The 19,206-nt window shown below is 71.9% G+C and carries 20 protein-coding genes and 1 pseudogene; 14 read left to right on the forward strand and 7 right to left on the reverse strand.

What is annotated here, in order from left to right; all coding sequences use genetic code 11:
- Positions 1–215: 215 nt before the first annotated feature.
- Both OKJ99_RS32430 and OKJ99_RS32435 read left to right on the forward strand, forming a co-directional pair.
- On the forward strand, positions 216–944 hold the full coding sequence (locus tag OKJ99_RS32430) for a PP2C family protein-serine/threonine phosphatase (protein ID WP_326021587.1): 729 nt from the start codon (positions 216–218) through the stop codon (positions 942–944).
- Between the two features lie 113 nt (positions 945–1,057).
- A complete protein-coding gene (locus tag OKJ99_RS32435; protein ID WP_326021589.1) occupies positions 1,058–1,321 on the forward strand; it encodes a DUF5133 domain-containing protein in 264 nt (87 codons plus the stop codon).
- Between the two features lie 10 nt (positions 1,322–1,331).
- Here the strand turns inward: OKJ99_RS32435 and OKJ99_RS32440 are convergent, their stop codons facing one another.
- Positions 1,332–1,901: a DUF4232 domain-containing protein gene (locus OKJ99_RS32440; RefSeq protein ID WP_326021590.1), complete on the reverse strand. Its 570-nt coding sequence runs from the start codon at positions 1,899–1,901 to the stop codon at positions 1,332–1,334.
- A 171-nt stretch (positions 1,902–2,072) separates the two neighbouring features.
- Between OKJ99_RS32440 and OKJ99_RS32445 the strand changes: the two genes are divergently transcribed.
- Both OKJ99_RS32445 and OKJ99_RS32450 read left to right on the forward strand, forming a co-directional pair.
- Positions 2,073–2,720 (forward strand): TetR/AcrR family transcriptional regulator, encoded by a 648-nt coding sequence (locus OKJ99_RS32445; RefSeq protein ID WP_326021592.1) that lies wholly within the window; start codon positions 2,073–2,075, stop codon positions 2,718–2,720.
- A gap of 174 nt (positions 2,721–2,894) precedes the next feature.
- Positions 2,895–4,535 (forward strand): MDR family MFS transporter, encoded by a 1,641-nt coding sequence (locus tag OKJ99_RS32450; protein ID WP_326021593.1) that lies wholly within the window; start codon positions 2,895–2,897, stop codon positions 4,533–4,535.
- 71 nt (positions 4,536–4,606) lie between these two features.
- Here OKJ99_RS32450 and OKJ99_RS32455 read toward each other — a convergent pair whose 3' ends face one another.
- On the reverse strand, positions 4,607–5,074 hold the full coding sequence (locus OKJ99_RS32455) for a pyridoxamine 5'-phosphate oxidase family protein (protein ID WP_326021594.1): 468 nt from the start codon (positions 5,072–5,074) through the stop codon (positions 4,607–4,609).
- A gap of 84 nt (positions 5,075–5,158) precedes the next feature.
- Positions 5,159–5,740 (reverse strand): GNAT family N-acetyltransferase, encoded by a 582-nt coding sequence (locus OKJ99_RS32460; RefSeq protein WP_326021595.1) that lies wholly within the window; start codon positions 5,738–5,740, stop codon positions 5,159–5,161.
- A gap of 98 nt (positions 5,741–5,838) precedes the next feature.
- Between OKJ99_RS32460 and OKJ99_RS32465 the strand changes: the two genes are divergently transcribed.
- The 5 genes from OKJ99_RS32465 to OKJ99_RS32485 all read left to right on the forward strand — a co-directional run bounded on the left by OKJ99_RS32465 (position 5,839) and on the right by OKJ99_RS32485 (position 11,296).
- Positions 5,839–6,516 carry a maleylpyruvate isomerase N-terminal domain-containing protein gene (locus tag OKJ99_RS32465; protein WP_326021596.1) on the forward strand — a complete coding sequence of 226 codons (678 nt, stop codon included), beginning with the start codon at positions 5,839–5,841 and terminating at the stop codon, positions 6,514–6,516.
- Between the two features lie 185 nt (positions 6,517–6,701).
- A complete protein-coding gene (locus tag OKJ99_RS32470) occupies positions 6,702–8,018 on the forward strand; it encodes an ABC transporter substrate-binding protein (RefSeq protein ID WP_326021598.1) in 1,317 nt (438 codons plus the stop codon).
- An 11-nt stretch (positions 8,019–8,029) separates the two neighbouring features.
- Positions 8,030–9,028, forward strand: coding sequence for a carbohydrate ABC transporter permease (locus OKJ99_RS32475; RefSeq protein ID WP_326021599.1), 999 nt, complete (start codon positions 8,030–8,032; stop codon positions 9,026–9,028).
- The gene (locus OKJ99_RS32480; protein ID WP_326021600.1) at positions 9,021–9,902 is read left to right on the forward strand and encodes a carbohydrate ABC transporter permease; all 882 of its coding nucleotides are present in this window, start codon (positions 9,021–9,023) and stop codon (positions 9,900–9,902) included. The genes OKJ99_RS32475 and OKJ99_RS32480 overlap by 8 nt, the downstream gene beginning before the upstream one ends.
- Positions 9,903–9,922: 20 nt before the next feature.
- Positions 9,923–11,296: a GH1 family beta-glucosidase gene (locus OKJ99_RS32485; protein WP_326021601.1), complete on the forward strand. Its 1,374-nt coding sequence runs from the start codon at positions 9,923–9,925 to the stop codon at positions 11,294–11,296.
- Between the two features lie 10 nt (positions 11,297–11,306).
- Here the strand turns inward: OKJ99_RS32485 and OKJ99_RS32490 are convergent, their stop codons facing one another.
- Positions 11,307–12,218 (reverse strand): LysR family transcriptional regulator, encoded by a 912-nt coding sequence (locus OKJ99_RS32490; RefSeq protein WP_326021602.1) that lies wholly within the window; start codon positions 12,216–12,218, stop codon positions 11,307–11,309.
- A gap of 82 nt (positions 12,219–12,300) precedes the next feature.
- On the opposite strand from OKJ99_RS32490, the gene OKJ99_RS32495 reads away from it, so the two are divergent.
- On the forward strand, positions 12,301–13,245 hold the full coding sequence (locus OKJ99_RS32495) for a DMT family transporter (protein ID WP_326021603.1): 945 nt from the start codon (positions 12,301–12,303) through the stop codon (positions 13,243–13,245).
- On the opposite strand, the gene OKJ99_RS32500 is transcribed toward OKJ99_RS32495, so the two are convergent.
- Positions 13,202–13,474: a metal-sensitive transcriptional regulator gene (locus OKJ99_RS32500; RefSeq protein WP_326021604.1), complete on the reverse strand. Its 273-nt coding sequence runs from the start codon at positions 13,472–13,474 to the stop codon at positions 13,202–13,204. The two genes, OKJ99_RS32495 and OKJ99_RS32500, sit on opposite strands and share 44 nt — an antisense overlap.
- On the reverse strand, positions 13,471–14,037 hold the full coding sequence (locus OKJ99_RS32505; RefSeq protein ID WP_326021605.1) for a rhodanese-like domain-containing protein: 567 nt from the start codon (positions 14,035–14,037) through the stop codon (positions 13,471–13,473). Before OKJ99_RS32505 ends, OKJ99_RS32500 begins: the two co-directional genes overlap by 4 nt.
- A gap of 232 nt (positions 14,038–14,269) precedes the next feature.
- On the opposite strand from OKJ99_RS32505, the gene OKJ99_RS32510 reads away from it, so the two are divergent.
- Entirely contained in the window at positions 14,270–15,190 is a 921-nt protein-coding gene (locus OKJ99_RS32510; protein ID WP_326021607.1) for an SDR family oxidoreductase, read from the forward strand.
- A gap of 17 nt (positions 15,191–15,207) precedes the next feature.
- On the opposite strand, the gene OKJ99_RS32515 is transcribed toward OKJ99_RS32510, so the two are convergent.
- Positions 15,208–15,531, reverse strand: coding sequence for a hypothetical protein (locus OKJ99_RS32515; protein ID WP_326021608.1), 324 nt, complete (start codon positions 15,529–15,531; stop codon positions 15,208–15,210).
- A 180-nt stretch (positions 15,532–15,711) separates the two neighbouring features.
- Here OKJ99_RS32515 and OKJ99_RS32520 point away from each other — a divergent pair, with 180 nt between their 5' ends.
- The 3 genes and pseudogenes from OKJ99_RS32520 to OKJ99_RS32530 form a co-directional block, all read left to right on the forward strand.
- The gene (locus OKJ99_RS32520; RefSeq protein WP_326021610.1) at positions 15,712–16,854 is read left to right on the forward strand and encodes a class I SAM-dependent methyltransferase; all 1,143 of its coding nucleotides are present in this window, start codon (positions 15,712–15,714) and stop codon (positions 16,852–16,854) included.
- A 118-nt stretch (positions 16,855–16,972) separates the two neighbouring features.
- The gene (locus OKJ99_RS32525) at positions 16,973–18,316 is read left to right on the forward strand and encodes an LCP family protein (RefSeq protein ID WP_326021611.1); all 1,344 of its coding nucleotides are present in this window, start codon (positions 16,973–16,975) and stop codon (positions 18,314–18,316) included.
- Between the two features lie 78 nt (positions 18,317–18,394).
- Positions 18,395–19,206, forward strand: a pseudogene (locus OKJ99_RS32530) (hypothetical protein); the annotation flags it as partial.

Below are 19,206 nucleotides of genomic sequence, written 5' to 3' on the forward strand. Positions count from 1 at the left end.
ATCGGACCTCCTTCACGGGACGACCACCCGAACGGAAAGGGGGACAAGGGTAGTTGGCGCGCGTCCCGCGAATTTCGCACGCACTTCGGCAAAACCGTCACACGGCGCGCCCGGCTGACTACACTTCCGGGAACGCCGCGGCCGCCGCGCCGATCGAGCCGCGCCCCACCGGCACAACCGGAGCCGAGGCGTCCAGCCCCTCCCGAAAGGCCTTTATGACCACCCGTCCGTCGTCGACCACCCCCCTGACCGAGACGTTCGGCACGCTCGACGTCAGCGCCCGGCGGCTGGCGGCGGGCTCGGGGGCTGACGGCGGCGCGGGCGGCGATCTGCACGGCGTCGTCGACACGCCGTACGGGACGCGGCTGCTCATCGGGGACGTGATGGGCAAGGGCGCCGAGCTGTCCCGCACGGCCGACACGGTCCTGCGTACGTGGCGCCGGCTCGCCTGCGTGCAGCGGACGTTGGAGGTGCTCGCGGTGCGGCTGCACTCGCTGGTCTCGCACTCCGAAGAGCCCGACCGGTTCGTCACCGCCACGCTGGTGACGGTCGCCCCCGACGGGTCCGCCGAGGTGGTCTGCTGCGGGCACCCGCCGCCCCTCCTGATCCGTGCCGGGGCCGCGGTACCGGCCGCCGTGCCCGTTCCGGCGCCGCCGCTCGGGCTGCTCGACCTCGCGCACGGCTGGTGCGGAGCCGAGCAGATATCCGCGGCCGCGTGGGACCGCATGCTGCTGCACACCGACGGCGCCACCGAGGCCCGCGACGCGGACGGCGAGTTCTACCCCCTCGCCGAGCGCGCCACGGAACTGAGCGCGCTGCCGCTCGCCCCGTTCACCGCCGCGCTCTCGGCCGACCTGCTGCACCACGCCGGAGGCCGCCTCCAGGACGACGCCACGTTGCTGGCGCTGGAGCCGGCGAACTCCTCGCCGCCCGCTTCGTCCTGATCCACGTCGGCGCGCCGAAATCCCGTCCCCGAGGTGTGTTTTCGTCTCCAGTGACAGGGGAGTCGGAGGGCGGACCGTGTGACAGAAGACGACGACGGAAGGGAGTGGCGGACATGCTCCTCGCCCATCCCGCCCTGTTGACCGACCTCATCCACGAGTACGAGATGCTCAGCGCGCTCGACGCCGACGACGGAGGGCCCGCCGCGCAGCGCCGGCTCGACGACATCGGGTACAGCCTCTGCGTGGCCACCGGCACGGGTGACGTGGACGCGGCGCTCGTCGCGGCCAGGCACCGGCTGCCCGGGGCGGGCGTGCACGACGACTCGGTGCTCACCGCGCACCCCCACAGGACGTCACGGGTGCGGCGCCACCGGTGAGAGAGGGGCCTCAGACCGCAAGCGTGCCGCGGCCCGTGGTCTCCTCCATCAGCACCTGCCGGGCCTGCGAGGAGGACGACTGCCACAGCGTCGTCACCGGCTCCCACACCCGCACCCCGGTCGGCGAACCGAGGGTCAGTGCCTGGAAGCTGCGGCCCTGGTGATCGGGGACCGCCGCGACCGTCACGTACATGACGGCGGGCGCCTCGTCCTTGGCGTCCTCCGGGTTGGAGACCGACAGGACCGCCGCGTACGCGGTGTGGTGCGCGGCCAGCGTGCGCCCGGCGTGCGGCACTGTCGGCAGGGGTAGCGCCGCCCCGTCCAGCTCCCCGTACGTGACGGTCGGGACGCGGTCGACGAGGCAGGCCTTCGAGGAGTCGTTGCGCACGCTCAGCTTCAGGATGTCGGCGTTGTCGTCGGAGGGGTCGGCGCGCACGGTCACATCGTTCTCGCCGCAGCGCGCGAGTGCGGCGGGCGCGGCGGAGCCCGCGGCTCCCGAGGCGGGCACGGTGAGTGCGGTCAGAGCGAGGGCGGCGGCGACGGCCGCCGCGGCGTGACGCGTGACGTGACGAGCGCGCATCGGAAGTCCCCAGTCCGTGGTGGGTCCGTCGTGGTCGTTTCCTGCCGCCAAAGGAATGAAATACGGCGAATGCAGGCATACGACACTAACGCGAATGTGTGACCCGGGGCACATCGCCCGGCGGGGGGTGCAGTGCGCGCAAGGTTTGCACGCTGTGCAAGAATCACGCTCGTGACCGTCTCAGACCCGCAGCCGAGCGCCCCCGCAGAGGGGCTGCGCGCGCGCAGGCGCCGCCAGACGCGCGCCGAGCTGCACGCGGCCACGGTCCGGCTGGCGCGCGAGCACGGCTTCGCGCAGGTCACGGTCGAGATGATCAGCAAGGAGGTCGGCGTCTCACCGCGGACCTTCTTCAACTACTTCCCCAGCAAGGAAGCCGCCCTCTTCGCTCTGTTCGGCACCGTGCCGCCCGCTCTGGCGGACCGGTTCGCCGAGGGGGAGGGGAGCGGGACCGACGCCGTGCTGCGCGACCTCGGCGACATTCTCGCCGACCACCTCCAGGAAGCGGCTCCCGAGCCGCAGGAACTGGAGGACTCGCTGCGCATCGCGGAAGGCGTGCCCTCGGTCCTGGCCACGTTCCTCGCCCAGTGCGAGGCGGTCGAACGGGACCTCGCCGGACTCATCGCCCGGCGCACCGGCACCCCGCCCGACGGCGAGGCGGCCGAACTGCTCGCGGGCGTCGCCATGGCGACGGTGCGCAGCGGGATCAAGCGCTGGCACCAGTCGGGCGCGCACGCCGACGAAGGCGAAGGACCCGCCGAGCGCGTACGCGAGTCCTTCGACTCGCTGCGCACGCTGCTGGGACCGGCCGCCGTGCAGTAGGCGCGCCACCCGTGTGACCACCTCCCCCTCGCGGTCACCCACGGATCTCCCCTCTCCCCGAAGCTTCTCCCAGAAGCGGCACCACTGAAGCACCCCGTACGCGGCAACCGCTCTCCCCGCCGCAGGGTCAGCCCTGTTCCACTCCACTCGCACACCACATCGGAGAACACCGCAATGACGCACGCCCCCGCTTCCGAGGGCATCGACTCCGGCCCGGACCCGGCCAAGGGGATCGACGGGAACGCAGAGATCGAAGAGGGCACTGTCAAGCCGCACAACTTCGGCCTGATCTTCGCCGCGCTGATGCTGACCATGCTGCTCGGCGCGCTCGACCAGACCATCGTCTCGACCGCCCTGCCGACCATCGTCGGCGAGCTCAACGGCATCGAGCACATGGCCTGGATCACCACCGCGTACATCCTCGCCGCCACCATCGGCATGCCGGTCTACGGCAAGCTCGGCGACCTCATGGGCCGCAAGAACATCTTTCTCGCGGGCATAGCCCTGTTCCTGGTGGGCTCGGTGGTCTGCGGACTCGCCCCGAACATGGGCACGTTGATCGCAGGGCGCGCCCTCCAGGGCCTCGGCGGCGGTGGCCTCATGATCACCTCGCAGGCGATCATCGCCGACCTGGTGCCGCCGCGTGAGCGCGCCAAGTACATGGCCCCCATGGGCGCCGTGTTCGGTCTCTCCTCCGTCGTCGGGCCGCTGCTCGGCGGCTGGTTCACCGACGAGCACTCCTGGCGCTGGGCGTTCTGGATCAACCTGCCGCTCGGCGTCCTCGCGTTCTTCGTCGCCGTCGTCGCGATCAAGCTGCCGCGGAAGGCCGTCAAGGTCACGCTCGACTACCTCGGCACCGCGCTGATGGCCGCGGCCGTCACCTGCACCGTGCTCTTCGCGAGCTGGGGCGGCACGCAGTACGAGTGGTCCGACCCGCTGGTGATCGGCCTCGGCATCGGGGCGGTCGTCGCCTGGGTGCTGTTCTTCTTCGCGGAGAAGCGCGCCGATGAGCCGGTGATCCCGCTGCACCTGTTCCGCAGCCCGATCTTCAACGTCGCCACGCTGCTCGGCATGATCGTCATCGGTCTCGGCATGTTCGCGATCGTCGGCTACATGCCCACCTACCTTCAGATGGTCTACGGCAAGTCGGCCACCGAGTCCGGACTGCTGCTGATCCCCATGGTCGTCGGCATCATGGGCACCGCCCTGCCGTCCGGCGCGATCATGTCCAAGACCGGCAAGTACAAGGTCTATCCGATCGCCGGTACCGCGATCATCATGCTCACCGCGTACCTGATGTCGACGCTCGACGTGTCCGACCCGGTCTGGCTGGTGTGCGTGTACGTCGGTCTCGCGGGCGCGGGCGTCGGCCTGATGATGCAGACCCTCGTGCTGGCCGTGCAGAACGACTTCCCGGCCTCGGAGGTCGGCACCGCCACCTCCGCGAACAACTTCTTCCGGGAGATCGGCGCCACGCTCGGCGTCGCCGTCGTCGGCGCCGTGTTCGCCAGCCGCCTCACCGACAAGCTCGCCGCCGGCATCCCCGCGGAGGCCGCGGCCAAGGTCGGCGACAGCGACTCGCTGACCCCGGCGCTGGTCCGCGCGCTCCCTGCCGACCTGCGGGACACGGTCGTCAACTCCTACCAGGAAGCGCTCGTCCCGATCTTCCTGTACCTGCTGCCCGTCTTCGCGGTCGGCCTGGTCCTCGCCTTCGTCCTGAAGGAGAAGCCGCTCGCCGACAACGCCGACTGGCACGCGGAGAACTCGGAGAACGCGGGTCCCGCGGCGGACAAGGAGCCGGAGCCGGTCGGCTGACCTCCGTCCCCGTCCCGTACGACAGGTGCCCCCGCCGCGCTTTCCGGAGCGCGACGGGGGCACCTGTCGCATCAGTCGGCGTCCAGCCACACCCCGTCCCGCATCAGGTCACGGCCCGCCAGCTCGTTCGCCTCGCGCCAGGCCTGGATGCGGACGGGCCGGATACGGAAGTACACGTACGGGCCGTCCGCCGCACGCGGATCGAACCCGGCAGCCGCCGCGAACGCGTCCGCGAACTCGTCGGAGACCTCGGCGTCCGGCAGCGCCTCGCAGCGCCCGGCGATGTGCACGACGTCCCGCGTCGGCCCGATGCCGAGGTGCACCTGTCCGCTCGCCACGAGGTTGCGCGCCACCGGATTGGTGGCCCGCGTCGACACGTACAGGCACTCGTCCCGCCACAGGAACGACAGCGGCATCAGGTACGGCGCGCCGCCCTCGGGCCCGGCCGTCGCGACCCACGCGTCGACCTCCCGCGCCAGGCGGTCGAGGGTGTCCTGCTTGCGCTGCTTCGCGGAACGGGCGGGCGCGGTGTGCGGCATGCGATTCTCCTTCACGGCGAACAAACGAATAGGGGTGGCGCACTGTCATGACACGTCATCACGGAGGAATGTGACAGATGGCCGTCACCGTGCTCGATGTCGAGGTCGACCTTGAGGGTGCCCGCCCCTGCGCCGCCGCGGACGCCCGGCCTCCCGCGGCCAGTCCTCGGGCGGCGCCGAGTAGCACCTGACGGTCACCAACTCGCCCGGCCCCCACTCCTGTTGGCCCTGCGCGAGGAAGCGCCACCCGAGCCGTTCGTACAGCGCGATCGCGGCGGAGTCGGTGGCGACGACGTCGAGCACGGCCAGGGCGCCGTGCCGACGGGCCTCGCGTGCGGCCCGGCCCAGGAGCGCCGCGCCGAGCCGGTGACCGCGCGCGGACGGCGCCACGAACAGCCGCCCCACGACGGCGACAGGTGTGTCCGCAGGGGCGAGGGTGGGTGCGACGTCGCCCGGGTCGGGCCGGGTCAGCAGGACGTGCCCGACGACGCGCTCGCCGTGGCATCCGACCCACGCGCCCACGACGTCGCCGCCACGCAGCCAACCCACGGGATCCTGCGGCCAGTTGGTCGGATAGCCGTCCGCGTGGTGCACGGCCCGCAGGGCTTCGGCGCAGGCGGCCAGATCACCGCTCCGCCGCGCCCTGACCCACGTATCCCCGCTCACACCCGCACACCCGTCTCGCCGCCCGTCCCGTCGAGGGCATCGAACCACACACCCCGAATGCGCTTGTCCGGTATCCACGGCCCGATTAGCGTGCCGCCGTGGATCACTTCTCGCGTTCGGCGGATCTCTTCTCGCGCTCATGGGCCGCGCTGCGCACGGCGGTCGCCGACCTCCCGGAGCAGGCCTTCGAGCAGCCATCGGGCTGCACCGGCTGGCTGGTGCGCGACCTGGTGTGTCACCTGGTCATCGACGCGCAGGACGTGCTGATCACCCTCGTCACCCCCGCGTCGGCGGAACCGACCGTCGACGCGGTGACGTACTGGCAGGTGAGCGACGAGCCGCCGACCGGCGATGACCCGCTCGACGCTCTGACCGTCCGCCTCGCCGCCGCCTATCAGGACCCGGCGCTGCTCACGTTCCACCTCGACGACGTCGGGTCCGCGGCGGGGCGTGCCGCAGGGCTCGCCGACCCGGATGCCCTGGTGGGCACGCAGGAGCAGGTCCTCACGGTGGGCGACTACCTCACCGCGTACGTCCTGGAGTGGACCCTGCACCACCTCGACCTGATCGCCCACCTCCCGGACGTGCCGGGGCCGCCCGCGGAGGGCCTGGCACGGGCGCGGGCGCTCCTGGAGGGAATCGCCGGCGCCGCGTTCCCCGCGTCGTGGGGCGACACGGACGTGCTGCTCGTCGGAACGGGGCGCCGACCTGCGACGGAGCGGGAGAAGGGCGAACTCGGCGCGGCGGCGCGGAAGTTGCCGCTCGTGATCGGCTGACCGGGCGGCGCGGTACGCCACCGGGTCCGAGTCTTGAACCCGCCGCGCTCGTTCCTGCACGGACCTTGTCGAAGTCCTTGACGCCTCGACCCCCCGGCGCTTAACTCACGTCCTAAATTAAGTCCTGACCGCGTTCAGTTCCTGAACGCGTCGGACCACCCTCCGGACAAGGGACGCCTGGAGCCATGAGCAGAATCCAAGCCGCCTGTGCCTGTGCCGTCACGATCTCGCTCGCCCTCGCCGCGACCGCCTGCGGCGGCGGCTCGCCGACCGGTGGCGGATCCGACGACTCCCCGAAGACCCTCACGTACTGGGCCTCGAACCAGGGCGCCAGCGTCGAGGTCGACAAGAAGGTCCTCCAGCCGGAACTCGACAAGTTCGAGAAGCGGACCGGGATCAAGGTCAAGCTGGAGGTCGTTCCCTGGTCCAGCCTCCTCGACCGGATCCTCACCGCGACGACCTCGGGCCAGGGCCCGGACGTCCTCAACATCGGCAACACCTGGAGCGCCTCGCTGCAGGCCGGCGGCGCCCTGCTGCCCTGGGACGCCAAGAACTTCGCCAAGATCGGCGGCAAGGACCGGTTCGTCGCCTCCGCGCTCGGGTCCGCGGGCGCGCAGGGCAAGGACCCGGCAGCGGTGCCGCTGTACTCCATGGCGTACGCGCTCTACTACAACAAGCAGATGTTCAAGGACGCCGGGATAGCGAAGCCCCCGGCGACCTGGGACGAGGTCGTCGCCGCCGGCAAGAAGATCTCCAAGGGCGGCAAGTGGGGCATCGGCGCCGAGGGTTCGAACCTGTCCAACAACATCCACCAGGTCTTCGTCCTCGCCAAGCAGCACGGAGCCGACTGGTTCACCGCCGACGGCAAACCCGACTTCACCTCGGCCGGAGCGGTCGCGGGCGTGAAGCAGTACGTCGACCTCATGGCCAAGGACAAGATCATCGCGCCGGGCAACGCCGAGTACGCGCAGAACCAGTCCCTGAGCGACTTCTCCAAGGACAAGACGGCGATGGTGCTGTGGCAGACCGCCTCCGCCACCTTCAAGACGCAGGGCATGAAGGAGGACGAGTGGGGCGTGGTGCCCGCGCCCGTCCAGTCCGGCGCACCGGGCCGGGGCCGCAGCACCAACTCCATGGTCGCGGGCATCAACATGGCCGTCTTCAAGGACACCGACAACCTCGACGGCTCCCGGCAGTTCGTGAAGTTCATGACCAGCGACCCCGAGCAGAAGATCCTCAACAAGGCCTACGGGTCCATCCCGCCGGTCAAGTCCGCGCAGAACGACCCCGCGTTCAACGTCCCGGCCGTCGCCACGCTCAAGCAGACCATCGCCACGAGCGCGGCGCCGCTGCCCCAGGTCGCCGACGAGTCCCAGTTCGAGACCGCCGTCGGCACGGCCGTGAAGGAACTCTTCGCGGACGCCGCCGCGGGCCGGGCCGTCACCACCGCCACCGTCAAGGCCAAGCTCGCCAAGGCCCAGCAGCAGATGCCGAGCAAGTGAGTACCCGGACCATGACGACCACGACCGCCGAACGGCCCGCTGAGGAGGCCGTCGGCACCAAGTCCCCCCGGGCGGCGGGCGGCCGGGGCCGCCGCCCGGGACGGATCCGCCGCATCGCCCTGCCCTACCTCCTGCTCCTGCCCGCCCTGGTGCTCGAACTCCTCGTCCACCTCGTGCCCATGGCCATGGGCATCCTGATGAGCTTCAAGCAGCTCACCCGCCTCTTCCTGCGCGACTGGACCACCGCCCCCTGGAGCGGCCTCGACAACTTCAAGGTGGCCGTCGACTTCGACGGCGCCATCGGCGAAGGGCTCCTCAAGTCCTTCCTCACCACCTGCCTGTTCACCGTCGCCTCGGTCGCCCTCTGCTGGGCGATCGGCACGGCGGCCGCGGTCTTCATGCAGGAGGCCTTCAAGGGGCGCGGCCTCCTGCGCGCCCTGTTCCTCGTCCCGTACGCGCTGCCCGTGTACGCCGCCGTCATCACCTGGGTGTTCCTGTTCCAGCACGACAACGGCCTGGTCAACCACGTGCTGCACGACCAGCTCGGCCTCACCGACAAGCCGTCGTTCTGGCTGATCGGCGACAACAGCTTCGTCGCGCTGCTCACCGTCTCCGTGTGGAAGGGCTGGCCGTTCGCCTTCCTCATCGTGATGGCCGGGCTGCAGAACATCCCTAAGGACCTGTACGAGGCCGCCGCCCTCGACGGCGCAGGGCTGTGGCAGCAACTGCGCCGCATCACACTGCCCTCACTGCGCCCCGTCAACCAGGTCCTCGTCCTCGTCCTGTTCCTCTGGACGTTCAACGACTTCAACACGCCGTACGTGATGTTCGGCAAGGCGGCACCCGAGGCCGCCGACCTGATCTCGGTCCACATCTACCAAGCCTCGTTCGTCACCTGGGACTTCGGCACCGGCTCCGCGATGTCCGTCCTGTTGCTGCTGTTCCTGCTCGTCGTGACGGGCGTGTACCTGGTGCTCACGTCCAGGGGGAGGAAGACCGCCGATGTCTGACACACAGCCGGTGCGGGTGCGGTTCAGGTCGCCGACGGCGCCGCCGCGCTCCTTCCTCTGGGCCCGCCGGATCTTCCTCACCCTGCTCACCGGCTTCGTGCTGCTGCCCGTCTACGTGATGGTGTCCAGCTCGCTCAAGCCGCTCCAGGACGTGCAGGGCGCCTTCCACTGGATCCCGAGCAGCCTCACGATCCGCCCCTACATCGACATCTGGTCGACGGTCCCGCTGGCCCGCTACTTCATGAACTCCCTTGTCGTGGCGGGCACGGCGACCGTCTGCTCGGTGATCGTCGCGGTCTTCGCCGCGTACGCCGTCAGCCGCTACCGCTTCCGCGGCAAGCGCGTCTTCACGGTGACGGTGCTGTCGACGCAGATGTTCCCCGGCATCCTCTTCCTGCTTCCGCTGTTCCTGATCTACGTCAACATCGGCAACGCCACCGGCATCGCCCTGTTCGGCTCGCGCGGCGGGCTGATCCTCACGTACATGACGTTCACGCTGCCGTTCTCGATCTGGATGCTCATCGGGTACTTCGAGTCGGTGCCGCGCGACCTCGACGAGGCGGCCCTCGTCGACGGCTGCGGGCCGCTCGGCGCGCTCTTCCGGATCATCGTTCCCGCCGCCATCCCCGGCATCGTGGCCGTCGCCGTCTACGCGTTCATGACCGCGTGGGGCGAGGTCCTCTTCGCCTCCGTCATGACCAACGACACCACCCGCACGCTCTCCGTCGGCCTCGGCGCCTACGCCAACCTCAACGACGTGTACTGGAACCAGATCATGGCGGCCTCGCTCGTCGTGAGCGTGCCCGTCGTGGCCGGCTTCCTGCTGCTCCAGCGCTACCTCGTGACCGGACTGACCGCGGGCGCCGTCAAGTGACCGCCACTGAAAGGAATTTCGTGTCCGACCCCCACCCCACTGTTGATGTCTCCGCCTTCCCGCACGACTTTCTGTGGGGCACCGCCACATCGGCGTACCAGATAGAAGGAGCCGTCGCCGAGGACGGCCGCACGCCCTCCATCTGGGACACTTTCGCGCACACACCCGGGAGGATCGACGGCGGCGACGACGGTGACATCGCCTGCGACCACTACCACCGGTGGCGCGAGGACATCGGCCTGATGCGCCAACTCGGCACCAACGCCTACCGGTTGTCCGTCGCCTGGCCGCGCATCGTCCCCGGCGGGTCGGGTCCCGTGAACCCCAAGGGGCTCGCCTTCTACGACGAGTTGATCGATGCGCTGCTCGCCGCGGACATCACCCCGTCCGTCACCCTCTACCACTGGGACCTGCCGCAGGCGCTCCAGGACCGCGGCGGCTGGCCGGTGCGGGAGACCGCCGAGCACTTCGCCGCGTACGCCGCCGTGGTCGCGGAGCGCCTCGGGGACCGGGTGAAGCACTGGACGCCGCTGAACGAACCGCTGTGCTCGGCGTGGATCGGCCACCTCGAAGGCCGGATGGCCCCCGGGCTCACCGACCTCACGGCCGCCGTCCGCGCCTCCTACCACCTGCTCCTCGGCCACGGCCTCGCCACCCGGGCGATCCGCGCCGCCGTGCCGGGCGCCGAGGTCGGCATCGTCAACAACCTCGCCCACGTCGAACCCGCCACCGAGCGTCCCGAGGACCACGCCGCCGCCCGCCGCATGGACGGCCACGCCAACCGCTGGTGGCTCGACCCGGTGCACGGCCGCGGCTTCCCGGCGGACATGCTGGAGGTCTACGGAGTCCAACTCCCGCAGAAGACGGGCGACATGGCGGCCATCGCCGAACCCCTCGACTGGCTCGGCCTGAACTACTACTTCCCCTCGGCCGTCGCCGACGACCCGTCGGGCCCGGCCCCGTACGCCGCAGCCGTGGCCCGCCCCGGCCTCCCGCGCACCGGCATGGACTGGGAGGTCGACGCCCACGGCATCGAGGCCCTGCTGCTCCGCCTCACCCACGACTACGGCGCCCGCAAGCTGTACGTCACCGAGAACGGCTCCGCGTACCCCGACGTCGTACGCCCCGACGGCACCGTCGACGACCCCGAGCGCGCGGCGTACCTGGAGCAGCACCTGGCGGCCTGCGCCCGCGCGATCCGCCAAGGCGCTCCGCTCGCCGGGTACTTCGCCTGGTCGCTGCTCGACAACTTCGAGTGGGCGTACGGCTACGACAAGAGGTTCGGCCTCGTCCACGTCGACTACGCGACGCAGAAGCGCACCATCAAGGGCAGCGGCCACCGCTACGCGGACCTCGTGCGCCGCCACGGCGCGCTGGCGCGGCGGGCCGCCTGAGGCCACCGGCTCAGCGGGGCCGGCCGGAAGCGGCCTCGCTGAGCCGGTCCAGTACATACGCGACATCGGGGTGCCCGGCCGTGCCCGCCCGGTACACCGCCCGTACGGTACGTCGCACGGGGGAGTGCAGCGGATGCAGGGAGACACCCTCCAGCATTGCGGGCAGGGCTAGTTGAGGAACCAGCGCCACGCCCGCACCCCGCGCCACCAGGGCCGTCAGGACCCCGAAGTCGCTCGCCCGCGCCACCGCGCGCGGCACGAACCCGGCGGCCCCGCAGGCCCGTTGGGTCATCTCGTGGCAGGCGGTGTCGGCGCCGGGCACCAGCCACGCCTCCTGCGCGAACGCGGCGAGGTCCGCCTTGTCGCCCGGCGCGAGCCCGTGCCGGTCCGCCGTGTCGGGATGCAGCGCCAACTCCACCGGCTCGTCGAAGAGATGACGCTGCTCGCAGCCCGGCGGCAGCGGCCGGGGGAGCAGGCTGTACGCGTGCGTGACCGCGACGTCGACCGCCCGCTGTCGCAGCGCCTCGTCGGCGGCGTCCGGCTCGTGCTCGACGAGGTGCAGCCGGGGCGCCTGCGCGCCCGGCTCCGGCCACACCAGAGGGAGCAGCACCCGCGCCGCCGACGGGAACGCGGCGATGCGCACCGCGCCCGGCCGCCCCTGCCGCAGCGCCGCCACATCGGCCTGCGCCGCGGCCAGATCCGCGAGCACCACCTGCGCGTGCTCCACGAGGAGACGCCCGGCGCCGGTGAGCCGCAGCGCCCGGCCGTGCTTCTCCAGGAGCGTGAGCCCTGTCTCCTTCTCCAGCGCCGCCAGCTGCTGCGAGACCGCGGGCCCCGTCAGATGCAGGGCCTCGGCCGTCGCCGCCACCGTGCCGTGCGTCGCGAACTCCGCGAGCAGCCGCAGCCGCCGCACCTCCAACACCAAAGCTCACCTTCTCAATAGGCGAAGAAAGAGTAACTGGACCTTTCTCATTCTACGGAGCAGGGTCGGGAGGGTGAAGTCCGTGACGTTCGACAAGACCTCCCTCGCCCTCGCGGCCACCGTGCTGCTGTGGGCCTCCGCCTTCCCGGCCATTCGCGTCGCCCTCGACGGGTACGGGCCCGCCGCGCTCTCCTTCGTGCGGCTCGCCTCCGCGTCGCTCGTGCTGCTCCTGGTGGCGCCGTTCCTCGGCGTGCGCAGGGCGCGCCGGGCCGATCTGCCGCGCATCCTCGTCGTCGGGGCCTGCGGCATGAGCGCGTACCAACTCCTGCTGAACTGGGGCGAGACGAGGGTGCCCGCCGGAACCGCGAGCCTGATCGTGGCGTCGGTGCCGGCGATCAGCGCGCTGCTCGCCGTCGCGTTCCTCGGGGAGCGGCCGACCTGGCACACGGTCGCGGGGTCCGCGACGGCGCTCGCCGGCTGCGCGCTGATCGCCCTCGCGGGCGGGGAGGCCGGCTACACGGCCGCCGCCTGGGCCGTCATGGGCGCGGCCGTCGTGCAGGCCGTCTACCACTTCGCCATCAAGCCGCTGCTGCGGCACTGCACGGGTCTTGAGGTCGCCTGCTACGCGATGTGGGCAGGCACGGCGCTGCTGCTCCCGCTGGCGCCGGGCGCGCTCGGCGAGCTGGTCCGGGCCCCGGCCGATGCCACCGTCGCCGCGCTCTACCTGGGGCTGCTGCCGTCGGCCGCCGGATTCGTGGTGTGGGGTTACGCGGTGGCCCGGCTGACCGTGACCGCGGCGACCGCCGCGCTGTACCTCGCACCGGGCGTGGCCCTGGTGGTCGCTTACCTGTGGCTCGGGGAGACGCCGACGCCCGTGGAGGTCGTCGGCGGGATCGTGGCGCTCGCGGGAGTCGTTCTCCTCGGACGTACCGCACCGCGGAAGCGCGGCGCACCGAAACGGTGCGCCGCGCCCACGGACGATGTCACGCCAGCGACAGGAACAGCTTCTCCAGCTCGTCCTCGCTGAGCGGCGGCTGTTCGCCGTCCGCCGCGTTCATGCAGTCCCGCATGCCGGAGGCGATGATCTTGAACCCGGCCCGGTCCAACGCGCGGGAAACGGCGGCCAGTTGGGTGACCACGTCCTTGCAGTCGCGGCCCGCCTCGATCATCGCGATGACGCCGGTCAGCTGTCCCTGCGCGCGGCGCAGCCGCTTCAGGACGGCGTCCATCGCCTCCGGGTTGCCCGTACCGCTCATGAGCGCAGGGCCTCGCGGGCGGTGTCGAGCGCGCCGGGCGCGGGCTGGTTGAAGGGAAGCTTGCCGAGCATCGCCGCCATGCCGCACGTGTTGCTCACGCCGGAGTAGACGAGGCCGGAGGCGATGCCCACGGCGAGCAGCCGGCCCTTGGGGGCGCGGCGGCCGAGCGCCAGGCCGAGCAGGACCAGCGAACCGGCCGCGAAGCGGACCTGGCGGTCCATCGCCCAGACGGCGCGCTCGGGACGCTCCGCGGTGTCGACCGGCAGCCCCTCGGCGGTCCAGGCCTGGGTGCCACCGTCGAGCCCGACGGCGTCGACGCCCGCCTCCGCGAGCTTCGCGCAGGCCGCGGCGGAGCGCTGCCCGGCCGCGCACACGACGACGATCCGGCGGCGCCCGGCCGCGTCACGCAGCTCGGGGAGCAACTCGTCGATGAGCTCCGCGGGCACGTTGAGGGCGCCGGGCACGTGCCCCGACGCGTACTCGGCCGGTGCGCGCACATCGAGGACGAGGGTGTCATCGGCGGCCCTGCCGTGCAGCTCGGCGGGGGCGAGGGTGGTGCTCATGTCTCTCCTGTCTCTCTGGTATACCCCGGAGGGTATCACCGCGTACCCCCGGAGGTATGTGGCCCGATCGTCCGGGCAAAGTCCCACCGAAAGCAGGACAAGAGATGTCGGGATTCCGGGACATGCTCGTGAGAGCGAGCCATTCGGCGACCACGCGAGCCACATGGCAATCACGCGAGACACCTGGAAACGAGCGGGAGACGACCTCATGCCTGACGAAATGTCTGACGAAATGTCTGACGAACACCCCCTGACCGGCAAGATCGCCCTGGTCGCGGGGGCCACCCGCGGTGCGGGCCGCGGCATCGCCGTCGAGCTCGGCGCGGCCGGCGCCACGGTCTACGTCACCGGCCGCAGCACCCGCGCCCGCCGCTCGGAGTACGACCGCCCGGAGACCATCGAGGACACCGCGGACCTCGTCACCGCCGCGGGCGGCCACGGCATCGCCGTCCCCACCGACCACCTCGAACAGGACCAGGTGCGCGCCCTCGTCGAGCGCATCGACCGCGAACAGGGCCGCCTGGACATCCTCGTCAACGACATCTGGGGCGGCGAGAACCTCTTCGAGTGGGAGACGCCCGTCTGGGAGCACGACCTCGACAACGGGCTCAGGCTGCACCGCCTGTCCGTCGAGACGCACGCCATCACCAGTCACTTCGCGCTGCCGCTGCTGCTGCGCAACCCCGGCGGCCTGGTCGTCGAGGTCACCGACGGCACGGCCGAGTACAACAGCACGAACTACCGGGTGTCCTTCTTCTACGACCTGGCCAAGAGCACCGTCCTGCGCATGGCGTTCGCCCTCGGCCACGAACTCGGCTCGCGCGGCGCCACCGCCGTCGCTCTCACTCCCGGCTGGATGCGCTCGGAGATCATGCTCGGCCACTACGACGTCACGGAGGAGAACTGGCACGACGCGGTGCGGGTCCAGCCGCACTTCGCCATCTCCGAGACGCCCCGCTACACCGGCCGCGCCGTCGCCGCGCTCGCCGCCGACCCGGACGTCGCCCGCTTCAACGGGACGTCCCAGTCCAGCGGCGGTCTCGCCAAGATCTACGGATTCACCGATCTCGACGGCAGCAGGCCCGACTCCTGGCGCTACCTCGTCGAGGTGCAGGACGCGGGCAAGCCCGCCGACGTCACGGGGTACCGCTGACGGCTGAGAGCGGTCGCTCAGTCCTCGTCGGGGTCGACGGGCCTGGCCGGCCAGATCGCGCTGCCGCCGCCGCGCCACTCGACGACGTCCGGGTCGTCGAGCGGCGCGTCCTCGAGCCCGGCACGCCGCAGGAACTCCACGACATCGGCCACGGAGCGGGCCACACCCACGCTCTCGCCACGAATGGTGACCCGCCGCCCACCGGGCTGACCCACGTGCACGACAACTGGGGGAAAACCGTCGAGTCCGTCCATGCCCCTCAGCTTGGTGGCGGCGGGGGAGCGCCGCACCTCCAGGTCCCCGAGGCTTCTGACCTGCTCGCACGGTCTGAGAGAATCCACCCCATGACATCGGCCATCGTCCCAGGACAGGTCCTCGGCGATCTCCGCCCGCGCACCGCGACGCGGGAGCCGAGCCGCCCCTGACGCGTCTGCTCGCCCGTTCACCAACACCGGGCTCACTCCCGCTCCTCGCGAAGTGCGCTTCGTGCCCCGCACGTTCCACCACGAGGAGTTCCCACGGTGACCGTCCTGTCCTGGACCGACCCCGATACCGACACCACCCGCACCGCGCCCTGGCGCGCTCTGGGCGGCGGACGGCCGCCCCGGCGCGTCGTCGTCGCCGACGACCGGACCACCGCGCGGGAGGCCTACCGCCATGCCTGCGAAGGCACCGCGCTGCTGTGGCGCGGCGACTACCACGGAGCCCGGCAGCTGCTGAGCGCGCTCGGCCGCCGCGTCGACCGGGCACTGCCGCCCGTGGACGGCTTCCACGAGCACCGTAGGAACCGCTCCCACCGCGCCCGCATCCTCGGCATGCTCCTGATCGTCCTCGACGCCGATCAAGGTCTCGACCTGCGCCGCGCTCCCGACGTGCGCCGCGCGTGCGCCGAGGCGTACGGGCCCGCCCCCGGCACCCCCGGCGTCGTGCCGCTGCGCGAGCTGCTCGGCGTGCTCGGCGCGCACGAGTGGCGCCGCACCGGCGTGCCCGTGGCCGCGCTCGACGGCGCCCGCATCCACCCGCACTACGGAGTGTTCGCCCCGGTCAGGGGCGAGTACGTCGACCTGGTCGGCGAGGCGGAGCTGCCCCGCGGCGCGGTCGGCGGCGTCGCCTTCGACCTCGGCACCGGCACGGGGGTGCTCGCCGCCGTCCTCGCCAAGCGCGGCGTCGGCAGGGTCGTCGCCACGGACGCGGGACCGCGCGCCCTCGTCTGCGCCCGCGAGAACGTCGACCGGCTCGGTCTGGCGGACCGGATCGAGGTGAGCGACGCGGGGCTCTGGCCGGCGGACGGGCGCGCCGCGCTCGTCGTGTGCAACCCGCCGTGGCTGCCCGCACGCCCCACCTCACCCCTCGAAGAAGGCGTGTACGACCCCGACTCGCGCATGCTGCTCGGTTTCCTCGACGGGCTCACGGCCCGCCTCGAACCCGGCGGCGAGGGGTGGCTGATCCTCTCCGACCTGGCCGAACTCCTCGGGCTTCGCGACCGCGACCGGCTCACGGACGCATTCGCCGCCGCGGGCCTGCGCGTCGCCGACCGGCTCGATGTCCGGCCGAGCCACCCGCGTGTCCGCGACCGCACCGATCCGCTGCACGCCGCACGCGCGGCGGAGACGACGTCGCTGTGGCGATTGGTTCCGACGGGGGAGGCCGTCATGCGTACATGACGGTGAATCAGGCGTGGCAGGGTGGGACGAGGGGTGCAATGTGGGGTAAAGGGGTCAGGTCGCATCTGCCCGGCGACCACCCGATGATCGCCCGACATCCGCTCGACGGAGGTACTCCATGGCCCCTCAGCACCGTCTCCGCCGCCGCCACTCGGTGGCCGCGGCCGCCCTGCTGATCACCACGCTCGCGGGGGCAGCGCCCGCGGGGGCCGGGGCGGCGGAGGGAAGATCCGCTCCGGCCCTCGGCCAGGAGTCCGGCAAGGGCCGGGGGACCAATCTGCTCGTCGCGGGGCTCGACCGCCGCAAAGGGATGTCCCGCGAGGAGATCCAACGGCTGCACGTGGGCGGCCAGGAGTGCGGCTGCACCGACGTGCTGATGCTCGTGCACATCGCCGCCGACGGCCGCCGCCTCAGCGTCGTCTCCCTGCCCCGTGACTCCTTCGTCCGCTTCGCCCGGCACGATCACCCCGCGCACAGCGGAAAGATCAACGGGGCGTACGCCCACGGGGGCCGGGACCTGACCGTGCGTACGGTCGAGCGCGCCACCGGCCTGCGGATCGACCACTACATGGAGGCCGACTTCCGCGGGTTCGTGGCGGCCGTCGACGACCTCGGCGGTGCCGAGGTGTGCAGCGACACACCGCTGCGGGACGAGAACTCGGGACTCGAACTCGCCGCGGGGACCCACGGCGTCGACGGCACGCACGCCCTGCGCTACGTGCGTGCCCGGCACCTCAACCCGCCCGGCGACCTCGGACGCGTGCGCCGCCAACAGAAGCTGCTGCTCGGCATGTTGGCCCGGCTCTCCGACGCGAAGGTCTTCAAGGACCCGATGGCGACGGCCCGTACGGCCCGCGCGCTGATGTCACATGTGCGCACCGACGGCCACACGGACGTACGGACGCTCGCGTCCCTGGCGTGGAAGCTGCGCGGCCTCACGCCGCGGCAGACCGAGTTCGCCACCGTGCCCATCTCGAACTTCGACTACCGGGACCCCACGTGGGGCTCGTCGCTTCTGTGGGACGACAAGCGGGCCAAGCGGATGTTCGGGACGCTGCGCGCGGACCGGCCGCTGACGTCCGCGCGGAAGTCCGGCGGCCCCGTCCCGGTCGGCATGCCGCCGAAGGAGACCAAGGTGACGGTCGACGATCCGCGCGTCGCCGACGGGCTGCGCGAGAGCGGCTTCGACGTGACCGAGGCGCCCGCGCCGAGCAGCCGCCCGAGCGGGCCCACCGTCGTCACGTACGATCCCGAACGCGCCCGCTTCGCGCCCTCCCTGGCGGCCGCGCTCCCCGGCGCGAAGCTGAGGCCCGTGGCCGGATTCGGTCCCGTCTTCCGCGTCGCCGTCGGCGGTGACGATCGCGGTGTGACGCAAGTGACGTACGACCGCAGCATGGTGGAAGGGGCCCCGGTTACCGGAGACCGGTTGCGCTGCGGGCACCCTTCGGGAAAAAAGGGCTGAAAACCGACTGCTGCGGGGCTACTTGAGGTTCCGTGACGGCAGCGCGACGCTCCGTGTTGCGGTTACGGTTCTGCTGTGGTGATCAACGCGCAAGGCAACAACGAGGCACATTCCACCGAGCCGGGCACGGCGCTGCTCCTCGCGGCCGCGCCCGCCGGCAAGGTGGGCCTCATCGACGCGGTCTCCGTGCTGCCCACGCTCGCGGCGGTCCCGCCGGGCGTGCTCACCGGCACGGCGGCGGCGTCCGTCGTCGAACTCGCCGACCCGCTGGACCCGCAGGCCGTCCTCACCCGCCTGCGTACGGCGGCCGCGCAGCCCGGGCCGCTGCACCTGTACATCGCGGGTCAGCTCCACCTCGACCACCGTCAGCGCCTGTTGCACCTGGCCCTCGCGCGCACCACGCCGTCGACGCTGCGGTACACGGGGCTGCCGTGGCACTGGCTCACCGGTGAACTCACCCTGCGCCGACCGCACACCACGACCGTCGTGGTCGACCTCGTCGCCGACGCGGAGGCCTGGAAGCACGTCGGCGCGGGTGGCCTCGGCCTCGGCCACGGCACCAGCGTCTTCGGCCGGGTGCTGCCGCCCCCGCCCCGCCGCACCACCCTCACCCCGACCTACCTCCGCGCCTACGCGGACATCTGGCGCACGGGCGCCCGCCCCACCCCTCCCGACCTCCACGAGACGGCGGCGGCCCACGCGGGCCCGCCGGACGCGCTGTTCGTGGCGTTGGGTTCGGGGTACGTGGCCGCGGGGGCGCCCAGCGGCGGAAACGCACGCGCCGCGGGGGCGCCTGCGCCTGCGGCGGGGAGCGGTCCCCCGGCCGGCGAACCGGTCGGGCCCACGCCGACGGGGCGACCCGCCGCGGCGGAAGCGGCCCCCGCTGCCGC

This window comes from Streptomyces endophyticus, assembly GCF_035798155.1.
Lineage (GTDB): Bacteria > Actinomycetota > Actinomycetes > Streptomycetales > Streptomycetaceae > Streptomyces > Streptomyces endophyticus.